This window comes from Vibrio sp. Vb2880, assembly GCF_033337975.1.
GTDB lineage: Bacteria > Pseudomonadota > Gammaproteobacteria > Enterobacterales > Vibrionaceae > Vibrio > Vibrio alginolyticus.
Map to the genome: position 1 here is coordinate 34,756 of NZ_JAWORT010000009.1, position 25,491 is coordinate 60,246.

Sequence of the window (25,491 nt, forward strand, 5' to 3'; positions counted from 1 at the left end):
GACAACAGCATAACAGAGCACTATGCTTTTCTCTCTGATTTTCTTGTTAGTTTAGGTATAATTCCACGTAAATTTAAAAAGAGACAAAATCAATGATTAAAATTGGTCAAATTAACAGCTTAGAAGTCATTAAAAAGGCTGATTTTGGCGTATTTCTGGATGGCGATGATTACGGTTCTGTTCTACTACCTAGTAAGTATGTACCAGAGGGTACTGAAATTGGTGAGCATGTAGACGTATTTCTGTACTTCGATTCAGAAAGCCAACTTGCTGCGACCATTGAAAGACCAATTGCCCAAGTGGGTGAATGGGGTTTAATGAAGATTGAGGGTGTGAATGCGACAGGTGCTTTTGTAAGTTGGGGCATCAAAGAAAAGGACTTACTGATTCCTTTTAGTGAGCAACGCACTCGCTTCTCTGCCGGACAAACCATTTTAGTGTATGTTTATACCGACAAAGCGTCAGGTCGCATTGTTGGTACGACTAAGTTCAATAAATGGTTAGATAAAACTCCAGCGAATTATGAAGTTAACGAACAAGTTGATTTGATCATCGCAGAGCGTAGTCAACTTGGTTATAAAGCTATCGTTAACGGTAAGCATTGGGGCATGATTTTCCCATCGGATGTTTTTGGTAAGCTTTACATCGGTAAAAAGCTGAAAGGCTTTATTAAGCACATTCGTGAAGATGGTAAAATCGACCTTGCTCTACAAAAAGTCGGTGTGGCGAAAATGGACGATCTTTCTAGTAAGATCCTTGACCTGCTAGAGAAGAAAGGCGGATTTTTGCCTTTGAATGACAAGTCGTCTCCTGAAGCGATTTTTGATGCTTTCCGCACAAGTAAAGGGACTTATAAAAAGACCATCGGTGGCTTATACAAGCAGGGTAAAATTGTCATTGAGAAAGACGGTATTCGTCTAGCTTAGCCCTAACTCACGTATAGCGGATCTACAGCCAAAAAAACGGCCCAAACTTTTCCTTTTTTTGGGCCTAGGGGAAACGGCTCCGCAGAGCCTGCGCTAAACTTGTCCAACAATAATTTTGTTGGTGAACATAGAGAGAAATGCCACATCAAAGCATTACTTTGATACAACTAGTTTAGTACAGCGTGTCCGGATCGCTAGCGAGCCCACTTGCTTTCATACTTACGAATTAAAAAGCCATCGCAAATACGATGGCTTTTCATTTATTTATGGTTCGTTACGTCTTTTAAAATAAGTTCTTATCTCGTACTAATTCGCGAGGAAGACCATTCTTTATTCGGTTGCTTACCCACTTGCCAAGGCCAATAACTGCGCCTTGATAGGTGACAAGTACTTCGCCTTTACCTGTTTTCATTCCCTCAGGAATGGTTTGTGGGCGAACATCACGCCCCATGTACCATTCGCGCGCTTCTTCAATACTGAGTTCAATGGCGTTGCTTTCAGAACCTGTCGCCAGGGCAGTCGCGACTTGGTGTTGCCAACGGTAGCCATTTTTATGGGCTTCCGCGATCTTTATACCCATACGGGAGAAGCGTAATTCGCCGATCATCGGTTCTAAAGCATTAGGGAACAGCCAGACATCTTTATCGCGAAGCCATACAGAACCGTCATTTGGAAGTTTAATACCTAACGCGCTTTGGAGTTGTTGAGCAATTTCTGTCGATTCTTTTTTTGATGTTTTGGCAAAGGGGAATTTACCCATGCGCTTTTTGACTTCTGGCGCCTCAACAGCAGCCAGTTTGCGAATTCTTGCAACAAAGAACCCTTCACAGTCGTAGACCTGTGGGAAAATATGCAAAAAGCCTTCTTCAGTTAGAGCTGCCTCTGCGTTTTCAAACAAGTTCTCAAGGCTTTCAAACTCTACAGCATCCCCAAAGGTTTCTTTCAAGTGATGACAAACTTGTTGGTTTTCTTCTGTACTGAGCGTACATGTTGAGTAAACCATCACTCCACCGGGCTTTAATGCATGGAAGGCGCTTTCAATAAGATCTTTCTGCGTGTCAGCGATGTCGAGTACGGAAGCTTGCGTCCAGTTTTTCATCGCATCTTCGTCTTTGCGAACGGTGCCTTCTCCAGAGCAAGGCGCGTCGAGCAAAACCGCATCAAATTGTTCTGGTAGCCAACCGCCAAAAACGCGTCCATCGAAGTTACTTAGTGCGGCGTTACGTACCCCACAACGTTCCACATTAGCGTGCAGTACTTTTACACGACTTGCGGCGTATTCATTGGCCACAAGTACACCTTCATTGTTCATTAAAGCTGCAATTTGAGTGGTTTTTGAGCCTGGAGCGGCTGCGGTATCTAACACGGCATCGTAAGATTCATCATTCATAAACAGAGCAGATACCGGCATCATCGAACTGGCTTCTTGAATGTAGAATAAGCCAGACATGTGTTCTGCTGTGTTGCCTAATGGTACAACTGACTCATCCGCTTCAATCCAAAAACCTGTGTCGCACCAAGGCACGGGAGAAAGCTTCCAGCCTTTTGTTTCTGCTCGTTCTAGAAACGCTTCAACAGTGATCTTCAACGTATTAACTCGAATACTTTTGCGCAGTGGCTTTTGGCAAGACGCGATAAAGTCTTCCATGTTGAGGTGAGCAGGAAGGATCGTTTGGATTTTTTCCAGAAACGCGTCTGGGATGTAAACATTAGGATGCAATGTGGGATCTCGTTTGCAGAATTTGTGGCAAATAATATACGAAAGCGAAGCAGAAACGAATAGTGACAAGGGCCGAGCAATAAAAAAGAGCAGCGATTGCTGCTCTTTTAAGGTACTCAAACTTCAATTGTACGTGAATTGAGCTTTATTCTACGGCTTAGGAATCGCTGTACGCCATTGAGTCCAACCTTCTTCAGCTTGTGGATACAAAAAGAAAGATTGCCCACTCTTTGCCGCTGGTGGAATAGTCGATTGCTCTGGCGTTGAAAACGCAATTCCTCCGCGAACTAAACTATCAAAGGTTCCCGCTTTGATGTTAGCGCCGGTAAGCCCGATGGAAACATCTACTCCTGAAACATTCCAGAACACACTGTTTTGACGAACGAGGTAAGCGTATTCAGGCTGTATTTTGATAGTCGTGACGATGCGATCAGCAAATTCTCCTAGGCTTACGTCGGTCACTTGGCCAACTTCCATCTGGCGGTAAAGAATAGGGGTACCGACTTGTACTGAGCCTCTTTGTTCACTTTGTAACGTAAACATGATTCCATGCACGCGTTCTGAACTATTTTCTAATTGAAAATCAAATTTAGCTTTACCTTTACCTGGTTCAACACTGATGGATTTCGACACCAACGCCCCGAGGTTTTTAACGCCACCTAAACCAATTTCTGGTTCAGTTAGCCAAAAATGTGAGCCTTCAACCGCAATGTTTTCTACGTATTCAGGTAGGATCCTTGCAGTGACTTCAACCATGTTACGACGAAAATTCGGTACAACCAGAGTGATTTCACCAACTTTAACACCTTGATATTCAATCGGCATTCCTTTAGCAATCTCTTGCGAACCGTCGGTTTCTAAAGCAATGACGCGCCCAAACTTGCGAGCGGTTTTTTGATCAGAATACAGCTTCCAGTTTTCTCCGATTTTGTTTTCAACGCCTGGCACGGAGTCAAAAGCGATGCCACCTTCGATTAACGACTTCAAAGGGTGTGCTTTCACACTGACGCCAGCTAATGATGCATCTATCTCAATCCCTGAACGATTCCAAAAAACGGTTTGTGGCGTTACAAGATAAGCGAAGCGGTTTTCGATAGTAGCCTTAATTAGTACTCCGCCATCAACTAGTTGGAAATCGGAGACGTTACCAACTGGAAGATTACGATAGAGTAGAGGACTGCCTTTGGAAATCGGCGGCAATTCAGAAGCAAATAGTGTTAGCGCCCTAGAGCCACTTTGATTGTACTGCGCCAATTCAGCCAATGATTCATTTTGGAACAGTTGATACTCTTTTTGAATATCTTGCTTGCCTTCGCTCACAAAACTAATTGACCCAGTTAACAACTGCTTTGCTGGAGGAACGGTAACGCTGAGCCCCGATTCAGTTAACTCTGCTGATGCACTGCCGGTTACATAAAAACGATTGTTTGATTTGATCAGATGTTTGTATTCATGGTCAATCAATACATCCATAAATACTTCGTGTTGTGATTTTTTATCTTCCTTAACTAGGCCCACTTTGATGATTGAACCAACAACGATGCCTTTATAAAGTACATTGGCACCGCTATCTAGGCCAAACGAATTGTCGGATACCAAACGAATCGCGATGGACTTTTCTTGCTGTTGGTTAAACACGTTTTTACGAATGGCAGTAAAGCGGCGAGAGCGTTCACCCGCGCCCGGCACGATCGTTAAGAAGTTTCCTCGCACTAAATTAGCAATGTTTTCAACACCAGAAAGGGACACTTTTGCTTCTTCTAAAACAAATCGAGTACCTGTCGTCAGCATGTCACTAAAAGCGGGTTGAATTGCCGCTGACGCCAATATCACTTCTCGGCCTTCGGAAAGGCTCAAGTCCGTAACTTGGCCAATTTCGATTCCGCGATACATAATTGGAGCGCCTTCTCCGCTGATCTTGCTGTCATCAGGTAGGACGATTTTAACCGCGATGCCTCGACCAGCAGTTTTCAAATCTTTATACAAACGGAACTCGGTGTTCTCTTCTACAGGCTCACCATCATCCGGAGAGTCGACGGCGATGGCGCCACCTAGTAAGGCACTCATGCTTTCTAGTCTTACATCGACACCTTCAAAACCGATGCTGGCACCAATTCCACTGACGTTCCAGAATCGACTGCGGTTGTTAATGATATGTCGGTATTGATCCTGAATGTTGGCTTGAATAGTGATAGATTTTGCATCTTCATCTAGCTGGTAACTGTACACTTCACCGATTGGGATTTTCTTATAAACAATTTGAGAGCCAACCGATACACCACCTAAATCACGGCTTTTGAGCTTAATATTCAAACCTTGAGAAACGCGTAAATCTGTTGGGGCAGAGTCTAACGCATGGAATGTTGTCTCAAACTCTTGACCATCTCCGGGTTGAATCGAGATGTAGTTACCTGAGACGAGCGCATCCAGTCCGGAAACTCCCGTTAGGCTAGCTGTTGGTTTTACTAACCAAAAGCGTGTTTTATCGTTCAGTAACTTTGCAGCTTCAGGATAGATATCAGCATCGACATAAATACTGCCGAGATCTTCGGTGAGGTTAATGTCTCTTACCATGCCGACTTCTAATCCTTGGTAACGGATAGTGGTTCGGCCGGCGACAAGACCAGCGGCATCAGAAAAATAGATTTGCACTCGTTGTCCTGCATCGTGTATCGACTTCACCACAAGCCAGCCAGCTAAGACCATGGTCAAAATTGGCAACAGCCAAAGAGGAGATATGCCTTTACTCCGCTTTACATCTGGTACGTATGACGTTTGAGAACTGTTCTGATCACTCATTCATTGACTCTTTTTCTGATTGTTTTGGGCTTGTTTGGTCCCAGATTAGCCTTGGATCAATACTTTCTGCTGCAAGCATGGTCAATACAACGACAACACCAAATGCTACCGCGCCATATCCTGGTGTGAAATCCAGTATCTGACCACGATCGACTAACGTCATCATGATAGAAATAACAAACAAATCCATCACAGACCATTTACCGATCCATTTAACAACAAAGTAAACCATCATTCGTTGTCTCTTAAACACCGAACGTTTGAATTGGATGCAAAGCATGATGTAGGCGAGCCCAAGTATTTTAATCACCGGTACAACGATACTGGCAACAAAAATGATCGCAGCGATTCCATACATGCCGCTTTTTACCAAACCAGCCACGCCTGAAAAAATAGTGTCCTCCAAACGCTTACCATTGGTAAGCAAGATGGAAATAGGGATCAGGTTAGCGGGGAAGATGGCGACCGTTGCTGCGATGAGGTAAGCCCATGTTTTCTGAATGGAGTTTGGCTTGCGATGATATAACTCGTGATGACAACGCTGGCAATGGTCACCCTCAGGCTGGGACAAGTGGCATTCATGGCAATGCACATCTTTATGCTCAAAAGCATATAAACTTTCTGGTTTCCAAGCTTCCCAATAACGACGCACGCTGATTCTTGAAACTAACAAAACGGTAAATATCTGCAAAAGAACCAGACCAATTAACCCTGGACCGACGAAAATGTCGGAATAATCTTGGAGTTTAAAACAGGAAATGGCGATGCTAACTAAGAACACATCTAACATAACCCAATGCTTCAAATGTTGAATTAGCCACAGTGAGATACGAAGCCCACGGAACCATCGTTGATGTAAAGAAATATGCGCCGTTACCACTGAAACACAAACCGTCAGTGGCGCAAGAGAGCTACAAAATAGAATGAGCAATGAAAGAAGAACAAATCCTTCTTCCATCAATGTGATCATCCCTGAAGGTAGGGTTGCCGGAATCATCACACCAAAGAGTCGGATGCTAATAAAGTTAAAAAAGTGCGATGGAATAAATAGTAGGATGCAGGTTATCGCGACGGCTAGATTACCAGAGAGGCTAGGGCTACCTCCGCGATATAATTGTGTACCACAACGAGGGCAGTGTGCATTTTTGCCATGGGGTAAGTCGACGATGTCGACAGGCAATTCACAACCTTGGCACAGACGTACGTTATTGGGTTGCATGGCGTGCTTAGACAGAGAGGTCATAACGACCTCTCTAGCTTGAACGATTTAAGCGTGGGACTGTATGCCCCCATATAAGGTTTGATATAAGCCTTCTTGCTCAACTAACTCACCATGAGTACCTGTTTGCGTCACTTTCCCATCTTCAAGCACGTAGATCAAATCGGCTTGTTTAACAGCGGATAGTCGGTGCGCAACGATTAATGTTGTTCTACCACGTAAGAACTCGGTCAGTGCTTTGTGTAAAGCCGCTTCAGTAGCGGTATCTAGCGCAGACGTGGCTTCGTCTAAAATAACAAATTGAGGATTACTCAGCACCATTCTAGCAATGGCAAGCCGTTGTCGTTGACCTCCTGACAAACGAATGCCATTACGACCAACTTGAGTATCCAAGCCGTGGTTAAGTTGAGAAATTACATCATGCAGCTGAGCCACTTCAAGCGCACGCCAAAGTGACATTTCGTCAAAATTACCACCAAGCGTTAGATTATGCCTCAAGGTGTCGTTAAATAGTATAGGTTGCTGTAATACCACGGCAATTTTGTCGCGAATTACTTCAAAGCCAATATCTTCTGTTAATTCATCATTAAAGCGAATGCTACCGGAGTTTTGACGGTAAACCCCAATAAGTAATTGTATCAAGGTCGACTTACCACCGCCGCTTGCACCAACCAACGCCACTTTCTTTCCTGCCGGCATATGTAAAGAAAGATTATCTAGGACTTTGTTTTCATTATTGTAAGAGAAATTAATGTTTTCTACTTTAACATCAACTTCTCTACCTTCTTTGAAAGGATTTACCTTAGGAACCGGTCTCTGCTCTTCTTCTAACTCTAATAAGTCGTTGATGCGTTTTAATGCGGCTTTAGCGCTGTACCAAGAAAACTGAATCCCAAGCAACTCTTGAACAGGAGACAGCATGAACCATAGGTAACCAAAAACGGCAAATATTTGACCAATAGTAAGGTCACTGAACATGACCATTAACATTGCGACAGCTCTGAATAATTCAAAGCCGATCAAAAAGAGAAGGAAAGAAACGCGACCAGCCGCTTCAGATTGCCAAGCATACTTGTCTGCATCAACGCGAACTTGGTTCGCACTGTCTTTGAGTTGCTGGAGAAATTCTCGCTCTTTATTGGCCGCGCGTAGTTGGTAGATTCCATCTAATGTTTCAACTAAACGGTTTTGGAAAATTTCAAAAGAATGATTTTCCTTCCGTTTCAGATGTTTAACCATACTGCCTAGTTTACGTGAGAAGTAAATGACAATAGGGTTAACTAACAGGATAAACAGACCAAGTCGCCAATCGAGCCAAAGTAGAACGATAGCAGTACCAATAACAGTCAGAAAACTGATAACGAATTTTGCTAACGTAGAACCAATAAATTTATCAATGGTCTCAATGTCAGTGATAAGGTGTGCGTTGATTCCTCCGCTACCTTTGGTCTCGTATTGTCGGATGCTGATACGGCCGAGTTTGTCGATCATTTTACTGCGCATCTCAAACGTGATGGTTTTTGAAACAAGCGTAAATTGTCGGCTTTGAAGGATATTTAATCCTTGGCTCGCAGCTCGCATAAGAACAACCAAGAACAGGGTAAAGAAAATATAGCCTGTCGGAGTGTGCCACGCTTCAGGGAGAATGGCATTCATGGCATCTAAGCCTTTTGCAGGTTGGTCCAATAAGACCTCATCAACCATCAAAGGCATGAGGAGGGGAATTGGAACACTAATCAAGGTTGCAAGCACCGCTATCAAGTTCGCTATGATCAGCTTGGACTTGTGCTTTTTTACTTGTGTTATCAACCAAGAACGGCTAATAGTGTCATTTTTCAGAAGCATTGTAATTGAGAATAAGTCCTATTATAAAGTAGGGCTGCATTTTAGCGCCATACATTGAGAATGGAAGCTTTTATAGTAAGTAGGAAGTTAATATGAACTTAGAACAATACCAAAGACTAACCAAACAAGCTGTTGCTCTAATTGAGTCTGAACCAGACTTTATTGCGAACCTAGCAAACTTGAGCTCATTGCTTTTCATGGAACTTGACGATCTTAACTGGGCAGGCTTTTACCTAACAAAAGGTGAAGAGCTTGTTCTTGGTCCGTTCCAAGGAAAACCAGCTTGTGTTCGTATCCCAATGGGTCGAGGCGTCTGCGGTACTGCTGCACAAACTAATACTATACAAAGAGTATACGACGTTCACGAATTTGAGGGGCATATTGCGTGCGATGCAGCGAGCAATTCAGAAATTGTGATTCCATTTTCTATTAATGGAAAGGTGGTTGGTGTACTTGATATTGATAGTCCAAGTATTGGCCGATTTAATGAAACAGACGAAGAAGGTCTCACTCATTTCATGGTTGAAGTAGAAAAGCTGCTTAATTCACACGCGAACGACGCATAAATTAGCCTTCGAGTGTGGTTTTTCCTTGGCATGTCACTATAATACGAGAATATTTTTTCTTAATGCTCGCGGAAATCCGCTCAAATCAGGACCCCTCATGACTGAAAAGTTAAAAAACAGCAAAGAAGTTATTGCATATATTGCTGAATGTTTCCCTAAGTGCTTTACTTTAGAAGGTGAAGCAAAACCTCTGAAAATTGGTATTTTTCAAGATCTTGCGGAACGTCTAAATGAAGACGAAAAAGTAAGCAAAACACAGCTTCGTGCAGCGTTAAGACAGTACACTTCATCATGGCGTTACCTACACGGTGTAAAACCAGGTGCAGTACGTGTAGACCTAGATGGCAACCCTTGTGGTGAGCTAGAAGAAGAGCACGTTGAACACGCGAAAGCGACACTTGCAGAAAGCAAGGCGAAAGTTCAGGCTCGTCGTAAAGAACAAGCACAAAAAGCTCGTGAAGAGGGTAAGGCGAAAGCGAAACCTGCGGCTAAAAAGCCTCAACAGCCTCGTCGTACTAATAAACCAAAAGTACAAAAACCAACTAAGCCTGTAGAAACGCGCGCTCTAAATGCTGATGAAATCACAGTAGGTAACGCAGTTAACGTGAACATGGGCAAAGGAAACATGGCAGCGACCATTGTTGAAATCAATAAGGATGATGTACGTGTTCAACTTGCTAACGGCCTACAAATGGTTGTGAAAGCGGAGCACTTGCGCGCATAAAGGAGATACTCCTACGCATGAATTGCCGTTCAAAAGTGACCCTGATTGCTGCTAGCTTATGGCTAGCAGCATCAGCTCAGGCTCTTGAAGCCAAACTACATAAAGATGACCTGCCGGTTCTTTCTCCTGAAGTTCAGCATGAAACAGCTAGCAAACGAGTCACCTCGCGATTTACCCGCTCTCATTATAAGCACTTCAGCCTCAATGATGATTTCTCTAAAGCGATCTTTGAACGCTATGTAGAGTTGCTTGATTACAATAGAAATATTTTCACTCAAGCAGACATCGACTCATTTAAAAACTGGTCAGTCGAGCTTGATGATCAGCTTAAATCGGGCAACAACCAAATTGCTTTTGATGTTTACAACCTCTCAATGCAGAAGCGTTTCGATCGTTTTGCTTATGCGTTAACTCTACTCGATGAAGAGATCAAGTTTGATACCGATGACGAGATAGAGTTAGACCGCTCTGAGGCCGCATGGCCAAAAGACGAAGCAGAGCTCAACGAGTTGTGGCGCAAGCGTGTGAAATATGACGCGTTAAATCTGAAACTGACTGGCAAAGAGTGGCCAGAGATTAAAGAAGTTTTAGAGAAGCGTTATAACAACGCGATGAAGCGCATCACACAGACCAACAATGAAGACGCATTTCAGTTGTATATGAATGCCTTCGCGCGACAGGTTGACCCTCATACAAGCTACCTTTCTCCACGTAATGCCGAGCAATTCCAATCGGAAATGAACCTTTCTCTAGAAGGCATCGGTGCCGTTTTGCAAATGACAGACGATTACACAGTAATTCGTTCACTTGTTGTTGGCGGTCCGGCGTCGAAGAGTAAGCAACTTGGTGAAGGGGACCGAATCACTGGTGTTGGACAAGACGGTGAAGAAATTGTCGACGTGATCGGTTGGCGTCTGGATGATGTTGTTCAGTTAATCAAAGGCCCGAAAGGCACAAAGGTTAATCTACAGATCTTGCCAGAAGGTAACGATGCGAAGAGTTACATTGTCACAATTGTTCGTGACAAAGTTCGCTTAGAAGATCGTGCGGTTAAGTCAGAAATCATCGAAAAAGACGGTAAGAAGATTGGTATTTTAGAAGTACCAAGTTTCTACGTCGGCTTATCGAAAGACACCGATAAATTACTAGCTGAGTTGAAAACCAAAAACGTTGACGGCGTAATCGTTGATCTACGTAACAATGGTGGTGGTGCGCTAACAGAAGCGACGGCATTGACAGGTTTATTCATTAAAGAAGGTCCTGTAGTTCAAGTTCGTGACAGCTATGGCCGCATCAAGGTGAATGCCGATACCGATGGAAAAGTGAGTTATGATGGCCCATTGACGGTATTGATTAACCGCTACAGTGCTTCAGCATCTGAAATTTTTGCAGCGGCAATGCAAGATTATAATCGTGCAATCATCTTAGGTGAAAACTCTTTCGGTAAAGGTACAGTTCAGCAACATCGTTCACTGAATCATATTTACGATCTTTTCGATAAAGAGCTAGGTTATGTTCAGTACACGATTCAGAAGTTTTATCGTATTGACGGTGGAAGTACGCAAAATCGTGGTGTTGCACCAGATATTTCGTACCCAACGCCAATCGAGGCTTCTGAAACAGGTGAAAGTGTTGAAGACAATGCTTTACCTTGGGATCAGATTGATAAAGCACAATATCAAACGTTTCCAAGTAACGACGCCTTAATTGAAAAACTTACTGCTCTTCATAACAAGCGTATTTCTGATGAGATGGAGTTCCGCTTTATCAATGAAGACATCGAGAAATATCGTAAAGAAAAAGACGATAATACTTTGTCTTTGAACGAAAAAGTTCGTAAAGCTGAATCGGATAAAGCGGAAGCACTTCGATTACAACGCATAAATGAACGTCAAGCTGCTTTGGGTAAAAAAGCATTCAAAACATTGGATGATATACCAAAAGACTACGAGGCTCCTGATGTTTATTTAGATGAGTCTGTCGCGATTATGGTCGATCTACTTAAGCAGGAAAATCAGTCATAATAACTGGCAATTTAGAATAAAAAGAGTGAGTCTTTCAGATTCACTCTTTTTTTATGCCTTTTTGTCTTCCGCTGTCTCGATATCGAGCAAGATATTCGCTTATTTTCCCCCAATAATTTACGTGATCTACATCTAAAATTTCGCGAAAGTGAGGACTACTGGCTAAGCTAAAAGAAAACGATAAGGATGCCGATATGAAGTGGTTCTTTATTTTACTTAGCTTTTGCTGCTTTAGTGTGTTTGGTGGAGAAAACACCAGAGAAGATGAATTAAGTCACTTTGACACGCCGTTTCTCATCGGAGACTGGTATTTAATGAACCCAAACCCCGAAGAGTCAGCTGAAAACTTTCGTGCGATCAAACTCTCATTAGGTTCTGACTACAGCTTTTCTATTGATATTCAAAAGAAAGACTATTCCGTTGACCATTGGGAAGGGCTGTATAACGCAAATGAAGACACCATCGTTCTTGGTTTAAACACCGACGAGCCTCAAATTTATGCCTATCGCAACAACCATAATACGCTTGATCTTAATGGTGTAACATTCACTAAGGGATTATCCAATTCACTTGCAGGTATTTGGTCTAGCTCTCACGTATCTGGCGACGGTCTAGTGGCCAACAACATTAATCAGATGGATTTGATACTTCAACCTGATTTCGTGTTCATGTTTAGGGTTTCGAACGAAGAAGGGGATGAGTCCATCAAACAAGGTGTGTTTTACACAGAAGATGAGTTTTTGGTTTTGTTGTATGAAAATGGCGAGCATGGAACCACGTATAAGCTCAACAAGAATGAGCTAACGATCGAAGATTCCAATGGTGATATGTACGCCGTACTCAATAGAGTTACGCCATGATGCCTTTAACATGCGCCAAATTACGCGTGCGTACGGTAAGTCATTAATGTTGTTTAAATGTTAATCAAAAAACGGAGCTAGAGCACTAAAAGCTCCGTTTTTTGATGGAAAGACTTGTATTCTGATACCACAACCCCTACAAATAGCTTATATAGTGATACCAGAACTGCATTTTTGATCATGCAGTCTGGTATTTTTGTTGTTCGACATACAAGGATTTATGCTCATGTCTCAAGCTCCCAAGGCCAAATATCGTAAAGATTATAAAGAGCCATCTCATGCGATTACTGATATCGATCTAACGTTTGATCTATATGACAATGACACAATCGTTACGGCGGTATCAAAAGTTGCTCAAAAAGGCGATACAACAACGCTAGAACTCGATGGCGAAGGGCTTGAGCTACGCGCTGTAAAAGTAAATGGTGAGGATTGGGCTCATCACGAGGTGAAGGAGTCATCGCTGGTACTGACCGATCTTCCATCCGAGTTTGAACTTGAAATCGTCACCAAAATTGATCCTGAAGCGAATACAGCACTCGAAGGTTTGTACAAATCAGGCGGCGCATTTTGTACTCAGTGTGAGGCTGAGGGCTTTCGCCGTATCACGTACTATCTAGACCGTCCGGATGTTCTAGCAAAATACACAACAAAAGTGATCGCAGATAAAGCGGTTTATCCATATTTGCTGAGCAATGGTAACCGAATTGCAGAAGGCGATGCAGAGAACGGTCGTCATTGGGTTCAATGGCAGGATCCGCATCCAAAACCAGCTTACTTGTTCGCCCTTGTTGCAGGCGACTTTGATGTATTGCGTGACAAATATACAACGATGTCAGGTCGCAGTGTTGATTTAGAAATCTTTGTTGATAAAGGTAACTTAGATCGTGCAGGCCATGCGATGACATCGCTGATCAACTCGATGAAGTGGGATGAGGAACGCTTTGGCCTAGAATACGATCTGGATATTTACATGATCGTTGCTGTTGATTTCTTCAACATGGGTGCAATGGAAAACAAAGGCTTGAACATTTTTAACTCAAAATATGTGCTGGCGAACGATCAAACTGCGACAGATCGTGACTATTTAGGTATCGAAGCTGTGATCGGTCATGAGTACTTCCACAACTGGACTGGCAACCGTGTCACTTGTCGTGACTGGTTCCAACTAAGTCTAAAAGAAGGCTTAACCGTATTCCGTGACCAAGAATTCTCTTCTGACTTAGGTTCTCGTGCTGATAACCGTATTGATAACGTACGTATTATTCGTGGTCCTCAATTTGCGGAAGATGCAAGCCCAATGTCTCACCCGATTCGTCCTGACAAAGTCATTGAGATGAATAACTTCTACACGCTAACGGTCTATGAAAAGGGCAGCGAAGTTATTCGTATGTACCATACACTCCTTGGCGAAGAGGGCTTCCAAAAAGGAATGAAACTTTATTTTGAACGTCACGATGGTACCGCCGCGACGTGTGAAGACTTTGTTTCTGCAATGGAAGATGCCACCGGTGTTGATTTAAAACAGTTCCGTCTGTGGTACAGCCAATCAGGTACACCAACGCTGCGCGTAAATAGCGAATACAACGCTGATGCAAAAACTTACGCACTAACGGTAGAGCAATTTACGGAGCCGACGCAAGACCAAGCAGAAAAACAAGCGCTGCATATCCCGTTCGATATCGAGTTGTATGATTCGAAAGGTCAAGTTATCCCACTGATGAGTAACGGTGAATTTGTTCATAACGTGCTGGATATTAAACAAGATAAGCAAACGTTCGTATTTGAAAATGTCGAAGAACAGCCAGTGCCATCTTTGTTGCGTGAATTCTCGGCACCAGTCAAATTAGAATACGATTACAGCGATGACGAGTTAGTCTTCTTGATGAAGCATGCAACGAACGATTTTGCTCGATGGGACGCTAGCCAAATGCTATTGGCTAAATACATTCGTCAGAATGTGAAAAACGTTCAAGCGGGACAAGAAGTATCGCTTTCTGAAGGTGTGATAGATGCTTTCCGCGGTGTGCTGTTGGATGAAACGCTTGAGCCAGCTTTCATTGCTCAAGTTTTCTCTATGCCTTCAATCAATGAGATTACTGGTTGGTACCAACAAATTGATATCGATGCCGTAGACAAAGTGCTAAACAGCATTACAGTGTCACTTTCTAAGGAATTAGAAGATGAGCTAAGTGCGACTTATCACACGCTTAAGCAAACAGAGTATACGATCGACCATGCTGCTATTGGCAAGCGTGCTTTACGTAACCGTTGCCTACAATACCTAGCACATACGGCAAAAGGTAATGATTTAGTCAACGCACAATACGCATCTGCAAATAACATGACAGATACGATTGCTGCGATGAGTGCTGCAAATAACGCTCAGCTCGAGTGTCGTGAAGCACTTATGGCTGATTACAGCGATAAATGGAAGCACGATGGTTTGGTTATGGATAAGTGGTTTGCACTGCAAGGTAGCAATCCTGCAGAGGATGCTCTTGAAAAAGTAAAAGCAACCATGAACCACGAAGCATTTAGTTTGAAAAATCCGAACCGTACGCGCAGCTTAATTGGCTCGTTCTTAAGTGCGAACCCTGTACGTTTCCATGATAAATCCGGTGTAGGTTACCAGTTTGCCGGTGAAATTCTTCGCCAACTAAATGATTCGAACCCACAAGTAGCTTCTCGAATGATTGATCCTTTGCTTAAGTTCCGTAAATACGATGAAGCTCGCCAAGCAATGATTCGTGCAGAACTTGAAAAGCTCAAAGCAATGGATAATCTTGCTAAAGATCTATTCGAAAAAGTGACTAAAGCACTAGACGAATAGTAAACAACACAATAGGGTGGTCATTAAGGCCACCTTATTTGTTTATGTCACTTAGTTTTCACTTCATGAACTATTACTACTTCAATCTCAACATTTCATATCAAACGTTTTTATCTCATTATTCTGGTGCGGCAAGTGTTGTTCAAGTTGTCACACACAACGGTTTGCGTTTGCAGTTACCCGCCGCGAGATTTAGACCATTTCTTAGTCAATTGGGCGTTAGAGGCCAGTTTAGACTAACAACTGACCAAAATAATAAGTTTCTTAAGTTAGAAACTCTGTGATGTATTGTATTTGCAGAGAGTTAAATAGGAATCTTAGTCACAGAATCGGACATTTCACCTCTTACCACTACGATTAGTTGTTAAACATTTGTAATTATGCTTTTACAATGGGCACATGCATTACCTATGCTTAGTTTCTAAGGTAACAACCTAGCTACTAAGTCCCCCTACAAAACAACAATTCTAATGTGGAGTGTGAATATGACCGCGCGTGAAAATGTAGTGCCGGTTCTGCTTGAAAAGGTTTACCAACTGATTCAAGACAAACTCGAGCTTTCTCACCAAACGCTTGTAACTAAACTTGCTCAACACTTATTCAGTAACATTGCTGATGATGATCTAATTCAGCGAAACGAATCCGACCTTTATGGTGCTGTCGTTAGCCTTTGGCACCATATCAATGAAAAAAAACCAGAAGAGATTTCGGTTCGAGTATTTAACCCGACCGTAAGTCGTCAAGGCTGGCAATCCACACACACAATCGTAGAAATTGTTGTTCCAGATAGTCCATTCTTAGTGGACTCAGTCAAAATGGCTTTAGCACGTTTGGATCTTGTTTGTCACCTAATGTTGAATAACCCAACACAGATTCAGCGTGATAAAAAAGGCCAAGTTACAGACGTAAACGGTGAGGGTGGTGTTCTTCAATCACTTTTCCACATAGAGGTAGACCGCCTTACTAGTAAAGACGAGATGCAAGCGCTTAAAGAAGAGCTGTTAAGAATTCTATCTGATACTCGCTTAGTCGTTGATGACTGGAAGCAGATGGTTGATAAGCTTAAGTTTGTTACTGATGAACTTGAGAAAAATAAAGATCGTGTTTCTATCCAAACTGATCGTATGGATGAAACGATCGCATTTCTTCGTTGGCTAGAAGATCATAACTTTACCTTTATGGGTTATAAAGATTATGACTTAAAAGAGGTCAATGGTGATACCGAACTTGTTCCTGCTAAAGAAAAAGGACTAGGTCTGTTTGCTGATGACAAGCGCGTGCGTAGCGTCAAGCTCTCTGAATTATCAGATTCAGCGCGATTAGAAGCGAAAAAACCATACGCTCTGATCATCACCAAAGGTAACAAAGCATCTCGTATCCACCGTCCAGCTTATACTGATTACATCGGTATTAAGAAGTTTGATGAAAACGGTAAAGTAATAGGTGAGCATCGCTTTACTGGTTTATATACCTCCGCCGTTTACAACCAAGCGGTACAAAGTATTCCTTTGATCCGTGAAAAAGTTGACCGTATCCTTGAAGCAAGTGGATACCGTCACGGATCATACTCATACAAAGCATTGCACAATATCTTAGAAAACTACCCACGCGACGAGTTGCTTCAAGCTAATGAAGAAGAGCTGCTTGAGGTGGGAATGGGTGTTGTACAAATGCAAGATCGTGACTTGCTGCGTTTGTTTGTTCGTAAAGACCCATTTGGTCGTTTCTTCAGTTGCATGGTTTATGTCACTAAAGATCGTTACAACACAGAATTGCGTCGTCAAACTCAACGCATTCTTAAGCAGTACTTTGGTTGCGAGCAAGAGGTTGAATTTACAACGTACTTCTCAGAAAGCCCACTAGCGAGAACACATTACATTGTTCGTGTAGACAATAACAACATTGACGTAGACGTGAAAAAGATCGAGCAAAATCTAATGGAAGTTTCTACCTCTTGGGATGACAGACTAAAAGAATCCATCATTGCTAACTTTGGTGAAAGTAAAGGCCTTCCTCTTTCAAAAGAATATATGAGTGCGTTCCCTCGCTCATACAAAGAGGACATGATGCCAGGTTCTGCGGTTGCAGATATCGAGCGCTTAGAAGCGTTAAGTGATGATAATAAACTTGGTATGTTGTTCTACCGACCTCAAGAAGAGGGTGCAGATTCCAAAGCTGTCCGCTTAAAGTTATATCATCGCGATGAACCAATTCACCTTTCTGACGTAATGCCGATGTTGGAAAACCTTGGTTTGCGTGTGATTGGCGAATCGCCATATGAGATCGAGAAAAACAACGGTCAGACTTTCTGGATCCTTGACTTCTCTATGCTGCATAAGAGCGAGAAAACCGTTGACCTTCGTGAAGCTCGTGATCGTTTCCAACAAGCATTTGCTGCCATTTGGGCGGGTAATCTTGAAAGTGATGGTTTCAACCGATTGTTATTAGGTGCGTCTTTATCTGGCCGTGAGATTTCCATTCTTCGCGCTTACGCACGATACATGCGCCAAGTCGGCTTCCCATTCAGTCAGCAGTACATCGAAGACACGCTAAGCCACTACCCAGACTTAGCGACAGGTCTAGTCAAGCTGTTCACCAAGCGATTTGATCCGAAACACAAAGGCAGCGAGAAAGGCCAAAACGATCTAATTAAAAAGCTAACAGAGCAGTTGGATCGTGTAGAGAGCTTGGATGATGATCGTATTATTCGTCGTTATATTGAAATGATCATGGCGACGCTTCGTACCAACTACTACCAAGTAGACGAGAATAAGCAGCCTAAGCCTTGGTTATCTTTGAAAATGAAGCCAAGCGATATTCCTGAGATTCCGCAGCCTGTACCTGCATTCGAGATCTTTGTTTACGCACCAGATATTGAAGGTGTTCACCTTCGTGGTGGAAAAGTGGCTCGTGGTGGTTTGCGTTGGTCAGATCGTCAAGAAGACTTCCGTACGGAGATTCTTGGCTTAGTAAAAGCGCAACAGGTTAAGAACACTGTAATTGTACCAGTTGGTGCAAAAGGCGGCTTCGTTTGTAAACGCCAGCCATCTCTCACCACTCGTGATGAAATTTTTGCGGAAGGTCAGCGTTGTTACAAACGCTTTATCCGTGCACTGCTAGATGTGTCAGATAACATCATTGAAGGAGAGGTGGTACCACCACAAAACGTTGTTCGTCACGATGAAGATGACCCATATCTAGTAGTGGCTGCCGATAAAGGCACAGCAACCTTCTCAGATTTGGCAAACTCTGTTTCTGCAGAATACAACTTCTGGCTAGGTGACGCATTCGCTTCAGGTGGTTCAAACGGTTACGATCACAAAGCAATGGGTATCACCGCAAAAGGTGGTTGGGAATCTGTTAAACGTCACTTCCGTGAAATGGGCATCAACTGTCAGACCACTGATTTTACTGCAATCGGTGTAGGTGATATGGCAGGTGACGTGTTCGGTAACGGTATGCTGTTATCGAAGCATATTCGATTGCAAGCTGCGTTTAACCACATGCACATCTTTATTGATCCAAATCCAGATTCAGCCAGCAGCTGGGAAGAGCGTAACCGCTTGTTTAATCTGCCAAGATCAAGCTGGGAAGATTACAACAAAGACTTGATCTCTCAAGGTGGTGGCATCTTCTCTCGTCGATCAAAATCGATCCAGTTGACGCCAGAAATTCAGAAAATGTTAGGTACTAAGAAAGCATCTTTAGCGCCTAACGATCTGATAAAGATGATCTTGAAAATGAAAGTCGATCTGCTTTGGAATGGTGGTATCGGCACTTACGTTAAATCATCAACAGAAACTCATACAGATGTTGGCGACCGTGCTAACGACATGCTGCGCATTGACGGCCGTGACTTAAGAGCCAAAGTGGTTGGCGAAGGTGGTAACTTGGGTATGACTCAGCTTGGTCGTATCGAATACGCACTAACTGGCGGTCGAGTGAACACGGACTTCGTTGATAACGTAGGTGGCGTTGACTGTTCGGATAATGAAGTCAACATCAAGATCTTCCTCAATGGACTGGTTTCAAATGGCGATCTTACGGTTAAGCAACGTAACCAAATTCTAGAGTCTATGGAAGACGAAGTGGGTGAAATTGTCTTGGATGATGCTTACCGTCAGTCGGAGTCGATCTCTGTTACTGAACAGCAAGGTGTTGGCATTGTTAAGGAGCAAATTCGATTCATCCACACTATGGAGAAAGCAGGGTACTTGGATCGTGCTCTCGAATACATTCCTGATGATGAAACGCTAATCGAGCGTGAAAAACAGGGACTAGGTCTGACTCGCCCTGAGCTATCAGTGTTAGTTGCCTACGGTAAAATGGTACTTAAACAGCAACTTGTTACGGATGAAATCGCAAATGATGAATTCCATGCAAAACAACTTGTTGAATATTTCCCAAGTGCGTTACGACGTAACTATAAAGATCAAATGGTTAATCACCCACTGCGAGCTGAAATTATCGCTACAGCATTGGCTAACCAGATGGTTAATGAAATGGGCTGTAACTTCGTTACTCGTTTGCAAGAAGAAACTGGTGCAAGTGTTGTCGATATTGCCAACGCTTACAGTGCGGCTAGAGAAATCTTTGATTTAGAAGAAATCCTCAAGCAAACTCGCAAACTTGATAACGTTGCGACAGCGCAAGCTCAATACGAAATTATGTTTTACGTGCGCCGAGCACTGCGTCGAATTGCACGCTGGTTGCTTCGTAACCGTAGCGGCAAATGCACGGTCGGTGAGTTGATTGCTATCTACAAGCAAGATGTCAATGTTATCACTGAAACCCTAGACACTATGTTAGTTGAGTCTGAAGTTGAAGAACACAATGAGTTGGCTCAAGGTTGGATAGAGAAAGGGGTTGAAGAGAAACTCGCTCACCAAGTTGCCCGCTTATCAAGCTTACAATCTGCACTGGATATTTCATCAGTAGCAAGTGAAACAGGTAAAACGGTTGAGCAAGCATCGAAACTCTACTTTAACTTGGGTGACCGTTTATCGTTGCATTGGTTCTTGAAGCAAATTAATAGCCAAGCCGTTGATAACAACTGGCAAGCACTTGCAAGAGCGGCATTCCGTGAAGATCTGGACTGGCAACAACGTCAACTTACCGCTCAGGTACTGACTTGTGGCTGCTCAACCGAAGAGCTTGACGTGATGGCTGCGTTAGAAGATTGGATTGAAACTAACGAGCAATCGTTGCACCGCTGGGAGAGTATCTTAAACGAGTTCAAAGTTGGCTCAGTACACGAATTTGCTAAGTTCTCTGTAGCACTTCGAGAGCTAGTACTTTTAAACCTCAACTGCTCATCGAAAGAGTAGTGGAATAATCAAGTCATAAGTAAAAGCCTCGTTATTTAACGGGGCTTTTTATTATCTATTATTCACATTTGGAACGAAAATGGTTACATTGTCACATTTGGTTGAAATTAAAACAGAGTGAAATCGATTGCTTTTAAGCGGTTAGTTACGATTTTTATCGCAGAAACTTGATTGTAATTGTTTGTTTTATATTTAAAAATCTTATAAAGATATAGGTTTTTACTTATTACGTTCATTTTCATTGAATTACGATGAAAAACGGTAAATAATATTGTCCCGTTTATACGGGGCTTTTTTCTTTCGGAGGCACAATGCTTTACCGTCTAGCCAGAACTGGCTTTTTCCAACTCGATGCCGAGAAGGCACATGATCTTGCAATCAAGAACTTCCAACGCTTTAACGGCACACCACTTGATCTCTTTTACCGCCAACAGTTACCAACTCGTCCAGTTGAGTGTATGGGTCTAACATTCCGTAACCCTGTTGGTCTTGCGGCTGGTTTAGATAAAAACGGCGAATGTATTGAAGCATTTGATGCCATGGGCTTTGGCTTTGTCGAAGTCGGCACTGTAACGCCACGACCACAACCAGGTAATGATAAACCACGCTTATTCCGTTTAGTGGAAGCAGAAGGGATCATCAACCGCATGGGCTTTAATAACCTAGGCGTTGATAATTTGATCGAGAATGTTAAACGAGCAAAATTCAATTGTGTTCTCGGAATTAATATCGGTAAAAATAAAGATACGCCAATTGAGAAAGGGGCAGAGGACTACCTGATTTGTATGGAAAAAGTGTATGAGTATGCTGGCTATATTGCAGTAAACATCTCATCGCCAAACACTCCAGGTCTTCGTTCACTTCAATATGGTGAAGCGCTTGATGAACTGCTTTCCGAATTAAAAGCGAAACAAGCGGAGTTATCAGAGAAATACAACAAGTATGTCCCGTTAGCATTAAAGATTGCGCCGGATTTAAGTGACGATGAAATCTGCCAAATCTGCGATTCTTTATTGAAAAACAATATAGATGGTGTGATCGCGACTAACACAACTTTGGATCGCACGATCGTAGAAGGGATGAAACACGCCAATGAGGCAGGTGGCTTGAGTGGTCGCCCTGTGCAATCACGCTCTACGGAGGTCGTACGTAAGCTTCATGAAGAGCTTGGAGACAAACTTCCAATTATCGGTGTTGGTGGTGTAGATTCCTATGTTGCAGCCAAAGAAAAGATCATGGCAGGCGCTAAACTTGTTCAAGTCTACACTGGCTTTATTTACCACGGCCCAGGTCTCGTACGTGATATTGTTAAAAATCTTTAACATATACATCAAAAACTACTGAAAAATCAGTACCTGTTACATAAAAAAGAGGATTTTGTTTCCTCTTTTTTTTTATCCGTTCGTTTGTAGAATTTAAAAATCACGAGTAGGTAATTAAGCGTCTTACCTCTTTACCACTGATTTAACTAGTCAAGAGAGAACGGAATAATGCTTAAACCCAGCGACAAATGGAATTGGTATTTTGACGAGCAAAAAGCTTGCTTAATGCTGGATCTGGGGGAGGAAATGATTTTCCAAACCAATCTATCCCGAAAATTGTTGGTTAACTGTGCCTTCTCAAACAGTGAATTTACCGTTGATGACGCCAGCGCATTTCAAACGTTTAATGAGCGCATTCGCTGTCTCGATATCAGTGAATATCGCCAAGCTGAATTAACACTGTATTGTGTTGCTGCAAAGCGTTTTCATAAACCTGTACAGCCTAAGAGCTGGTTCTTCGATGCACAGTCCTCTGATTATGAACCTCAAGAAGGGGACATGGTCTTCCTCACAAATCAATATTCTGATGGTATGTTCATCGTTCTAGAACCAGGCGAAACATCGAGCTTATGTGCTTATGTTAACCAAGAAGCCTTTGTTCTTGATGGCAATAAGGCGCTTCAATTTGGGCAGCCGATTAAAGTAATGCATGATCGCATGGCTTGTGCAAACCACCTCTTTGCAATGACCCCTATGGCAATGGTGGGTTAAAGCGGTTTAATTTTTCTTTATTTCGTTCCTTTGTTTGCCTTAATCGACCTTATTGGGTCGATTTTTTTTGTCCTTTCCTCTGACACTCCAATCCGAAAGACCATGAAACTGTTTGTTTTCTATGCATGCAAACATGAAGCTGGTCACTTTTATTTTACTTATTTCAATTGGATTACTCCTTTAATTAGGCAACCTATCGCCTAAAACAACCCTATTTATTCCCCTATAAAGGGTATTTGTAAGTAACTTACATCAATCAACTCAGGCTGGTATATACCAAAATGCATGTAAATAAGTATTCACTTCTTCTAAAGGAAACAAAATACGTTCATGAATGAAAAACATTCAAACTAAAGATGTTGAAAGTTTTAGATCATTTGAGTGGTGATGATTTGAACTAACGGGTGGGAAAATACCTTTAAAAACGAGGCATTGATCGTAAAGTCAGGTATAATTGAAGCCATTTTTTATCAGCGAAAGAACACTATGAATCAATATCTCGCGGTAACTTCAAATGGCATGGAAAATTTGCTTGTTGAAGAACTGACTAAACTAGGCATTGAAAATGCGAAACCAGTACAGGCAGGCGTAAAATTTAAAGCGACAAACGAACAGGTTTATCGCTGTTGTTTGTGGAGCCGTTTAGCGTCTCGATTTGTACGTGTTTTATCTGAGTTCACGTGTAACAACGACATGGACTTGTATCTATCCACTTCCACTATTAACTGGGTTAACCAGTTTCATAGCTCTAAACGCTTTGTTGTGGACTTTAACGGCACAAACCGTGAGATTAGAAATAGCCAATACGGGGCTATGAAGGTCAAAGATGGCATCGTAGATTGCTTTGAGAATAAAGGCTTGCCACGTCCTAATATCAGCAAAGAACGCCCAGATATTCGTATTCACGTTCGTTTGCATAAAGATAAAGCGTTGCTTGGGATAGACATGGTAGGTAGTGGTCTTCATCAGCGTGGTTATCGACCAGAATCGGGTCGTGCGCCATTACGTGAAACGCTTGCTTCTGCGATTATCATGCGTTGTGGCTGGGATGGGCATCAACCATTACTCGATCCAATGTGTGGTTCTGGTACTTTGCTTATTGAAGCGGCAATGATGGCAGCCAACATGGCACCTGGCGTTAAGCGCAAACAATGGGGCTTCGAAGTTTTGGAAGACTTTGAACCGGAGACCTGGGCTGAGATTAAATCAGAGGCTAATGTTCAAGCTAGACGGGGTGTCAAGAAAGTTGACGCTAAGTTTTTTGGATTCGATAACGACCCCAAAGTATTAAAAGTCGCTCAAGAAAACGCCCGCAGAGCAGGTGTTGAAGAGTTGATTGAGTTTGCGCAAGGTGATGCTGCAACTATTACTCGTCCCGCAGGATTTGAACACGGTGTTATCGTTTCAAACCCACCTTACGGTGAGCGTCTAGGAACTGAGCCGGGGCTGATTGCGCTATATACCGCATTCGGTGGACAGCTAAAATCTGAGTTTGGCGGATGTAAAGCATCTATCTTCTCTAGCTCAGACGAGCTCTTGAGTTGCCTTCGTATGCGCGCTGATAAACAGTTTAAATTGAACAACGGTGCGTTACCGTGTCACCAAAAGAACTACAGCATTGCCGAGCGCAGCGCTGATGAAGTTAAAGGTGCAAATACTAACGTTCAAATCGCACCAGACTTCTCAAACCGTTTGAAGAAAAACATTGGCAAGATTGGCAAGTGGGCGCGTAAAGAGAAACTAGACTGCTATCGTATCTACGATGCAGACCTTCCAGAATACAACGTAGCGATCGACGTGTACGGCGATCAAATTGTGATTCAAGAGTACGCAGCACCTAAGAACATCCCTGAAGAAAAAGCCAAGCGTCGTCTAACGGACATTATCCGTGCGACGATTCAGGTGACCGGTGTCGAAGCGAACAAAGTTATACTGAAAGTTCGTGAGAAGCAGAAAGGTCGAAGCCAGTACCAAAAATTAGGTCAGGTATCAGAGACGCTCGAAGTAAACGAGTACGGTGTGAAGCTGATCGTGAACCTTCATGACTACCTAGACACAGGCCTGTTCTTGGATCATAAGATCACTCGTCGTCGTCTTGGCGAAATGGCACAGGGTAAAGATTTCCTTAACTTGTTTGCTTACACTGGTAGTGCAACAGTGCACGCTGCAGTTGGTGGTGCGCGTTCCACTACAACTGTCGATATGTCAAACACCTACTTGAACTGGGCGAAAGACAATATGCAGCTTAATGGCTGTGTAGGGCGCCAACATAAATATGAACAAGCGGACTGTTTGCAATGGCTAGAAAACGCAAAAGGTGAGTACGACTTGATCTTTATTGACCCACCTACGTTCTCTAACTCTAAGCGTATGGAAACATCATTCGATGTACAACGTGACCACATTAAGCTAATGAAGAACCTCAAACGTTTACTGAGAAGTGAAGGCACAATCGTATTTTCAAATAACAAACGTCATTTCAAGATGGATGAAGAATCACTCGCTGAATTGGGTTTGAAGGCTCAGAATATTTCTTCTCAAACGTTACCATTAGATTTTGCGCGTAATAAACAGATTCATAACTGTTGGCTAGTAACGCACGCGTAGTATAAACA

At 42.8% G+C, this 25,491-nt stretch carries 15 protein-coding genes; 11 read left to right on the top strand and 4 right to left on the bottom strand.

Features of this window, described 5'->3' with window-relative positions; genetic code table 11:
- The first annotated feature begins 92 nt into the window (after nucleotides 1-92).
- On the top strand, nucleotides 93-926 hold the full coding sequence (locus R7M92_RS11890) for a S1 RNA-binding domain-containing protein (RefSeq protein ID WP_158156490.1): 834 nt from the start codon (nucleotides 93-95) through the stop codon (nucleotides 924-926).
- 283 nt (nucleotides 927-1,209) lie between these two features.
- On the opposite strand, the gene rsmF is transcribed toward R7M92_RS11890, so the two are convergent.
- The 4 genes from rsmF to R7M92_RS11910 all read right to left on the bottom strand — a co-directional run bounded on the left by rsmF (nucleotide 1,210) and on the right by R7M92_RS11910 (nucleotide 8,509).
- A complete protein-coding gene (rsmF, locus tag R7M92_RS11895) occupies nucleotides 1,210-2,646 on the bottom strand; it encodes a 16S rRNA (cytosine(1407)-C(5))-methyltransferase RsmF (RefSeq protein ID WP_104979208.1) in 1,437 nt (478 codons plus the stop codon).
- Nucleotides 2,647-2,796: 150 nt separating this feature from the next.
- Nucleotides 2,797-5,445, bottom strand: coding sequence for an MlaD family protein (locus R7M92_RS11900; RefSeq protein WP_017634276.1), 2,649 nt, complete (start codon nucleotides 5,443-5,445; stop codon nucleotides 2,797-2,799).
- Nucleotides 5,438-6,688 (bottom strand): paraquat-inducible protein A, encoded by a 1,251-nt coding sequence (locus tag R7M92_RS11905; protein WP_005377429.1) that lies wholly within the window; start codon nucleotides 6,686-6,688, stop codon nucleotides 5,438-5,440. Before R7M92_RS11905 ends, R7M92_RS11900 begins: the two co-directional genes overlap by 8 nt.
- 24 nt (nucleotides 6,689-6,712) lie before the next feature.
- Complete coding sequence (locus R7M92_RS11910) at nucleotides 6,713-8,509, bottom strand: ABC transporter ATP-binding protein (protein ID WP_005377431.1); 1,797 nt, start codon at nucleotides 8,507-8,509, stop codon at nucleotides 6,713-6,715.
- A gap of 92 nt (nucleotides 8,510-8,601) precedes the next feature.
- Here R7M92_RS11910 and R7M92_RS11915 point away from each other — a divergent pair, with 92 nt between their 5' ends.
- From R7M92_RS11915 to rlmKL, 10 genes are all read left to right on the top strand, one after another.
- The gene (locus tag R7M92_RS11915; protein WP_005377433.1) at nucleotides 8,602-9,075 is read left to right on the top strand and encodes a GAF domain-containing protein; all 474 of its coding nucleotides are present in this window, start codon (nucleotides 8,602-8,604) and stop codon (nucleotides 9,073-9,075) included.
- Between the two features lie 97 nt (nucleotides 9,076-9,172).
- Nucleotides 9,173-9,799, top strand: coding sequence for an RNA chaperone ProQ (gene proQ / locus R7M92_RS11920; protein ID WP_005377435.1), 627 nt, complete (start codon nucleotides 9,173-9,175; stop codon nucleotides 9,797-9,799).
- Nucleotides 9,800-9,816: 17 nt separating this feature from the next.
- Complete coding sequence (gene prc, locus R7M92_RS11925) at nucleotides 9,817-11,823, top strand: carboxy terminal-processing peptidase (RefSeq protein WP_318133417.1); 2,007 nt, start codon at nucleotides 9,817-9,819, stop codon at nucleotides 11,821-11,823.
- Nucleotides 11,824-12,017: 194 nt separating this feature from the next.
- A complete protein-coding gene (locus R7M92_RS11930) occupies nucleotides 12,018-12,683 on the top strand; it encodes a hypothetical protein (RefSeq protein ID WP_005377438.1) in 666 nt (221 codons plus the stop codon).
- A gap of 226 nt (nucleotides 12,684-12,909) precedes the next feature.
- Nucleotides 12,910-15,516 carry an aminopeptidase N gene (gene pepN / locus R7M92_RS11935; protein WP_253656871.1) on the top strand — a complete coding sequence of 869 codons (2,607 nt, stop codon included), beginning with the start codon at nucleotides 12,910-12,912 and terminating at the stop codon, nucleotides 15,514-15,516.
- A gap of 65 nt (nucleotides 15,517-15,581) precedes the next feature.
- The gene (locus tag R7M92_RS11940; RefSeq protein WP_005377440.1) at nucleotides 15,582-15,800 is read left to right on the top strand and encodes a DUF2835 domain-containing protein; all 219 of its coding nucleotides are present in this window, start codon (nucleotides 15,582-15,584) and stop codon (nucleotides 15,798-15,800) included.
- 201 nt (nucleotides 15,801-16,001) lie between these two features.
- Complete coding sequence (locus tag R7M92_RS11945) at nucleotides 16,002-20,843, top strand: NAD-glutamate dehydrogenase (protein WP_005377441.1); 4,842 nt, start codon at nucleotides 16,002-16,004, stop codon at nucleotides 20,841-20,843.
- Nucleotides 20,844-21,154: 311 nt separating this feature from the next.
- Nucleotides 21,155-22,165 (top strand): quinone-dependent dihydroorotate dehydrogenase, encoded by a 1,011-nt coding sequence (gene pyrD / locus R7M92_RS11950; RefSeq protein ID WP_017634281.1) that lies wholly within the window; start codon nucleotides 21,155-21,157, stop codon nucleotides 22,163-22,165.
- A 168-nt stretch (nucleotides 22,166-22,333) separates the two neighbouring features.
- Complete coding sequence (locus tag R7M92_RS11955; RefSeq protein ID WP_005377444.1) at nucleotides 22,334-22,876, top strand: cell division protein ZapC; 543 nt, start codon at nucleotides 22,334-22,336, stop codon at nucleotides 22,874-22,876.
- Between the two features lie 486 nt (nucleotides 22,877-23,362).
- Nucleotides 23,363-25,483: a bifunctional 23S rRNA (guanine(2069)-N(7))-methyltransferase RlmK/23S rRNA (guanine(2445)-N(2))-methyltransferase RlmL gene (rlmKL, locus tag R7M92_RS11960; RefSeq protein WP_318133419.1), complete on the top strand. Its 2,121-nt coding sequence runs from the start codon at nucleotides 23,363-23,365 to the stop codon at nucleotides 25,481-25,483.
- Nucleotides 25,484-25,491: the final 8 nt, after the last annotated feature.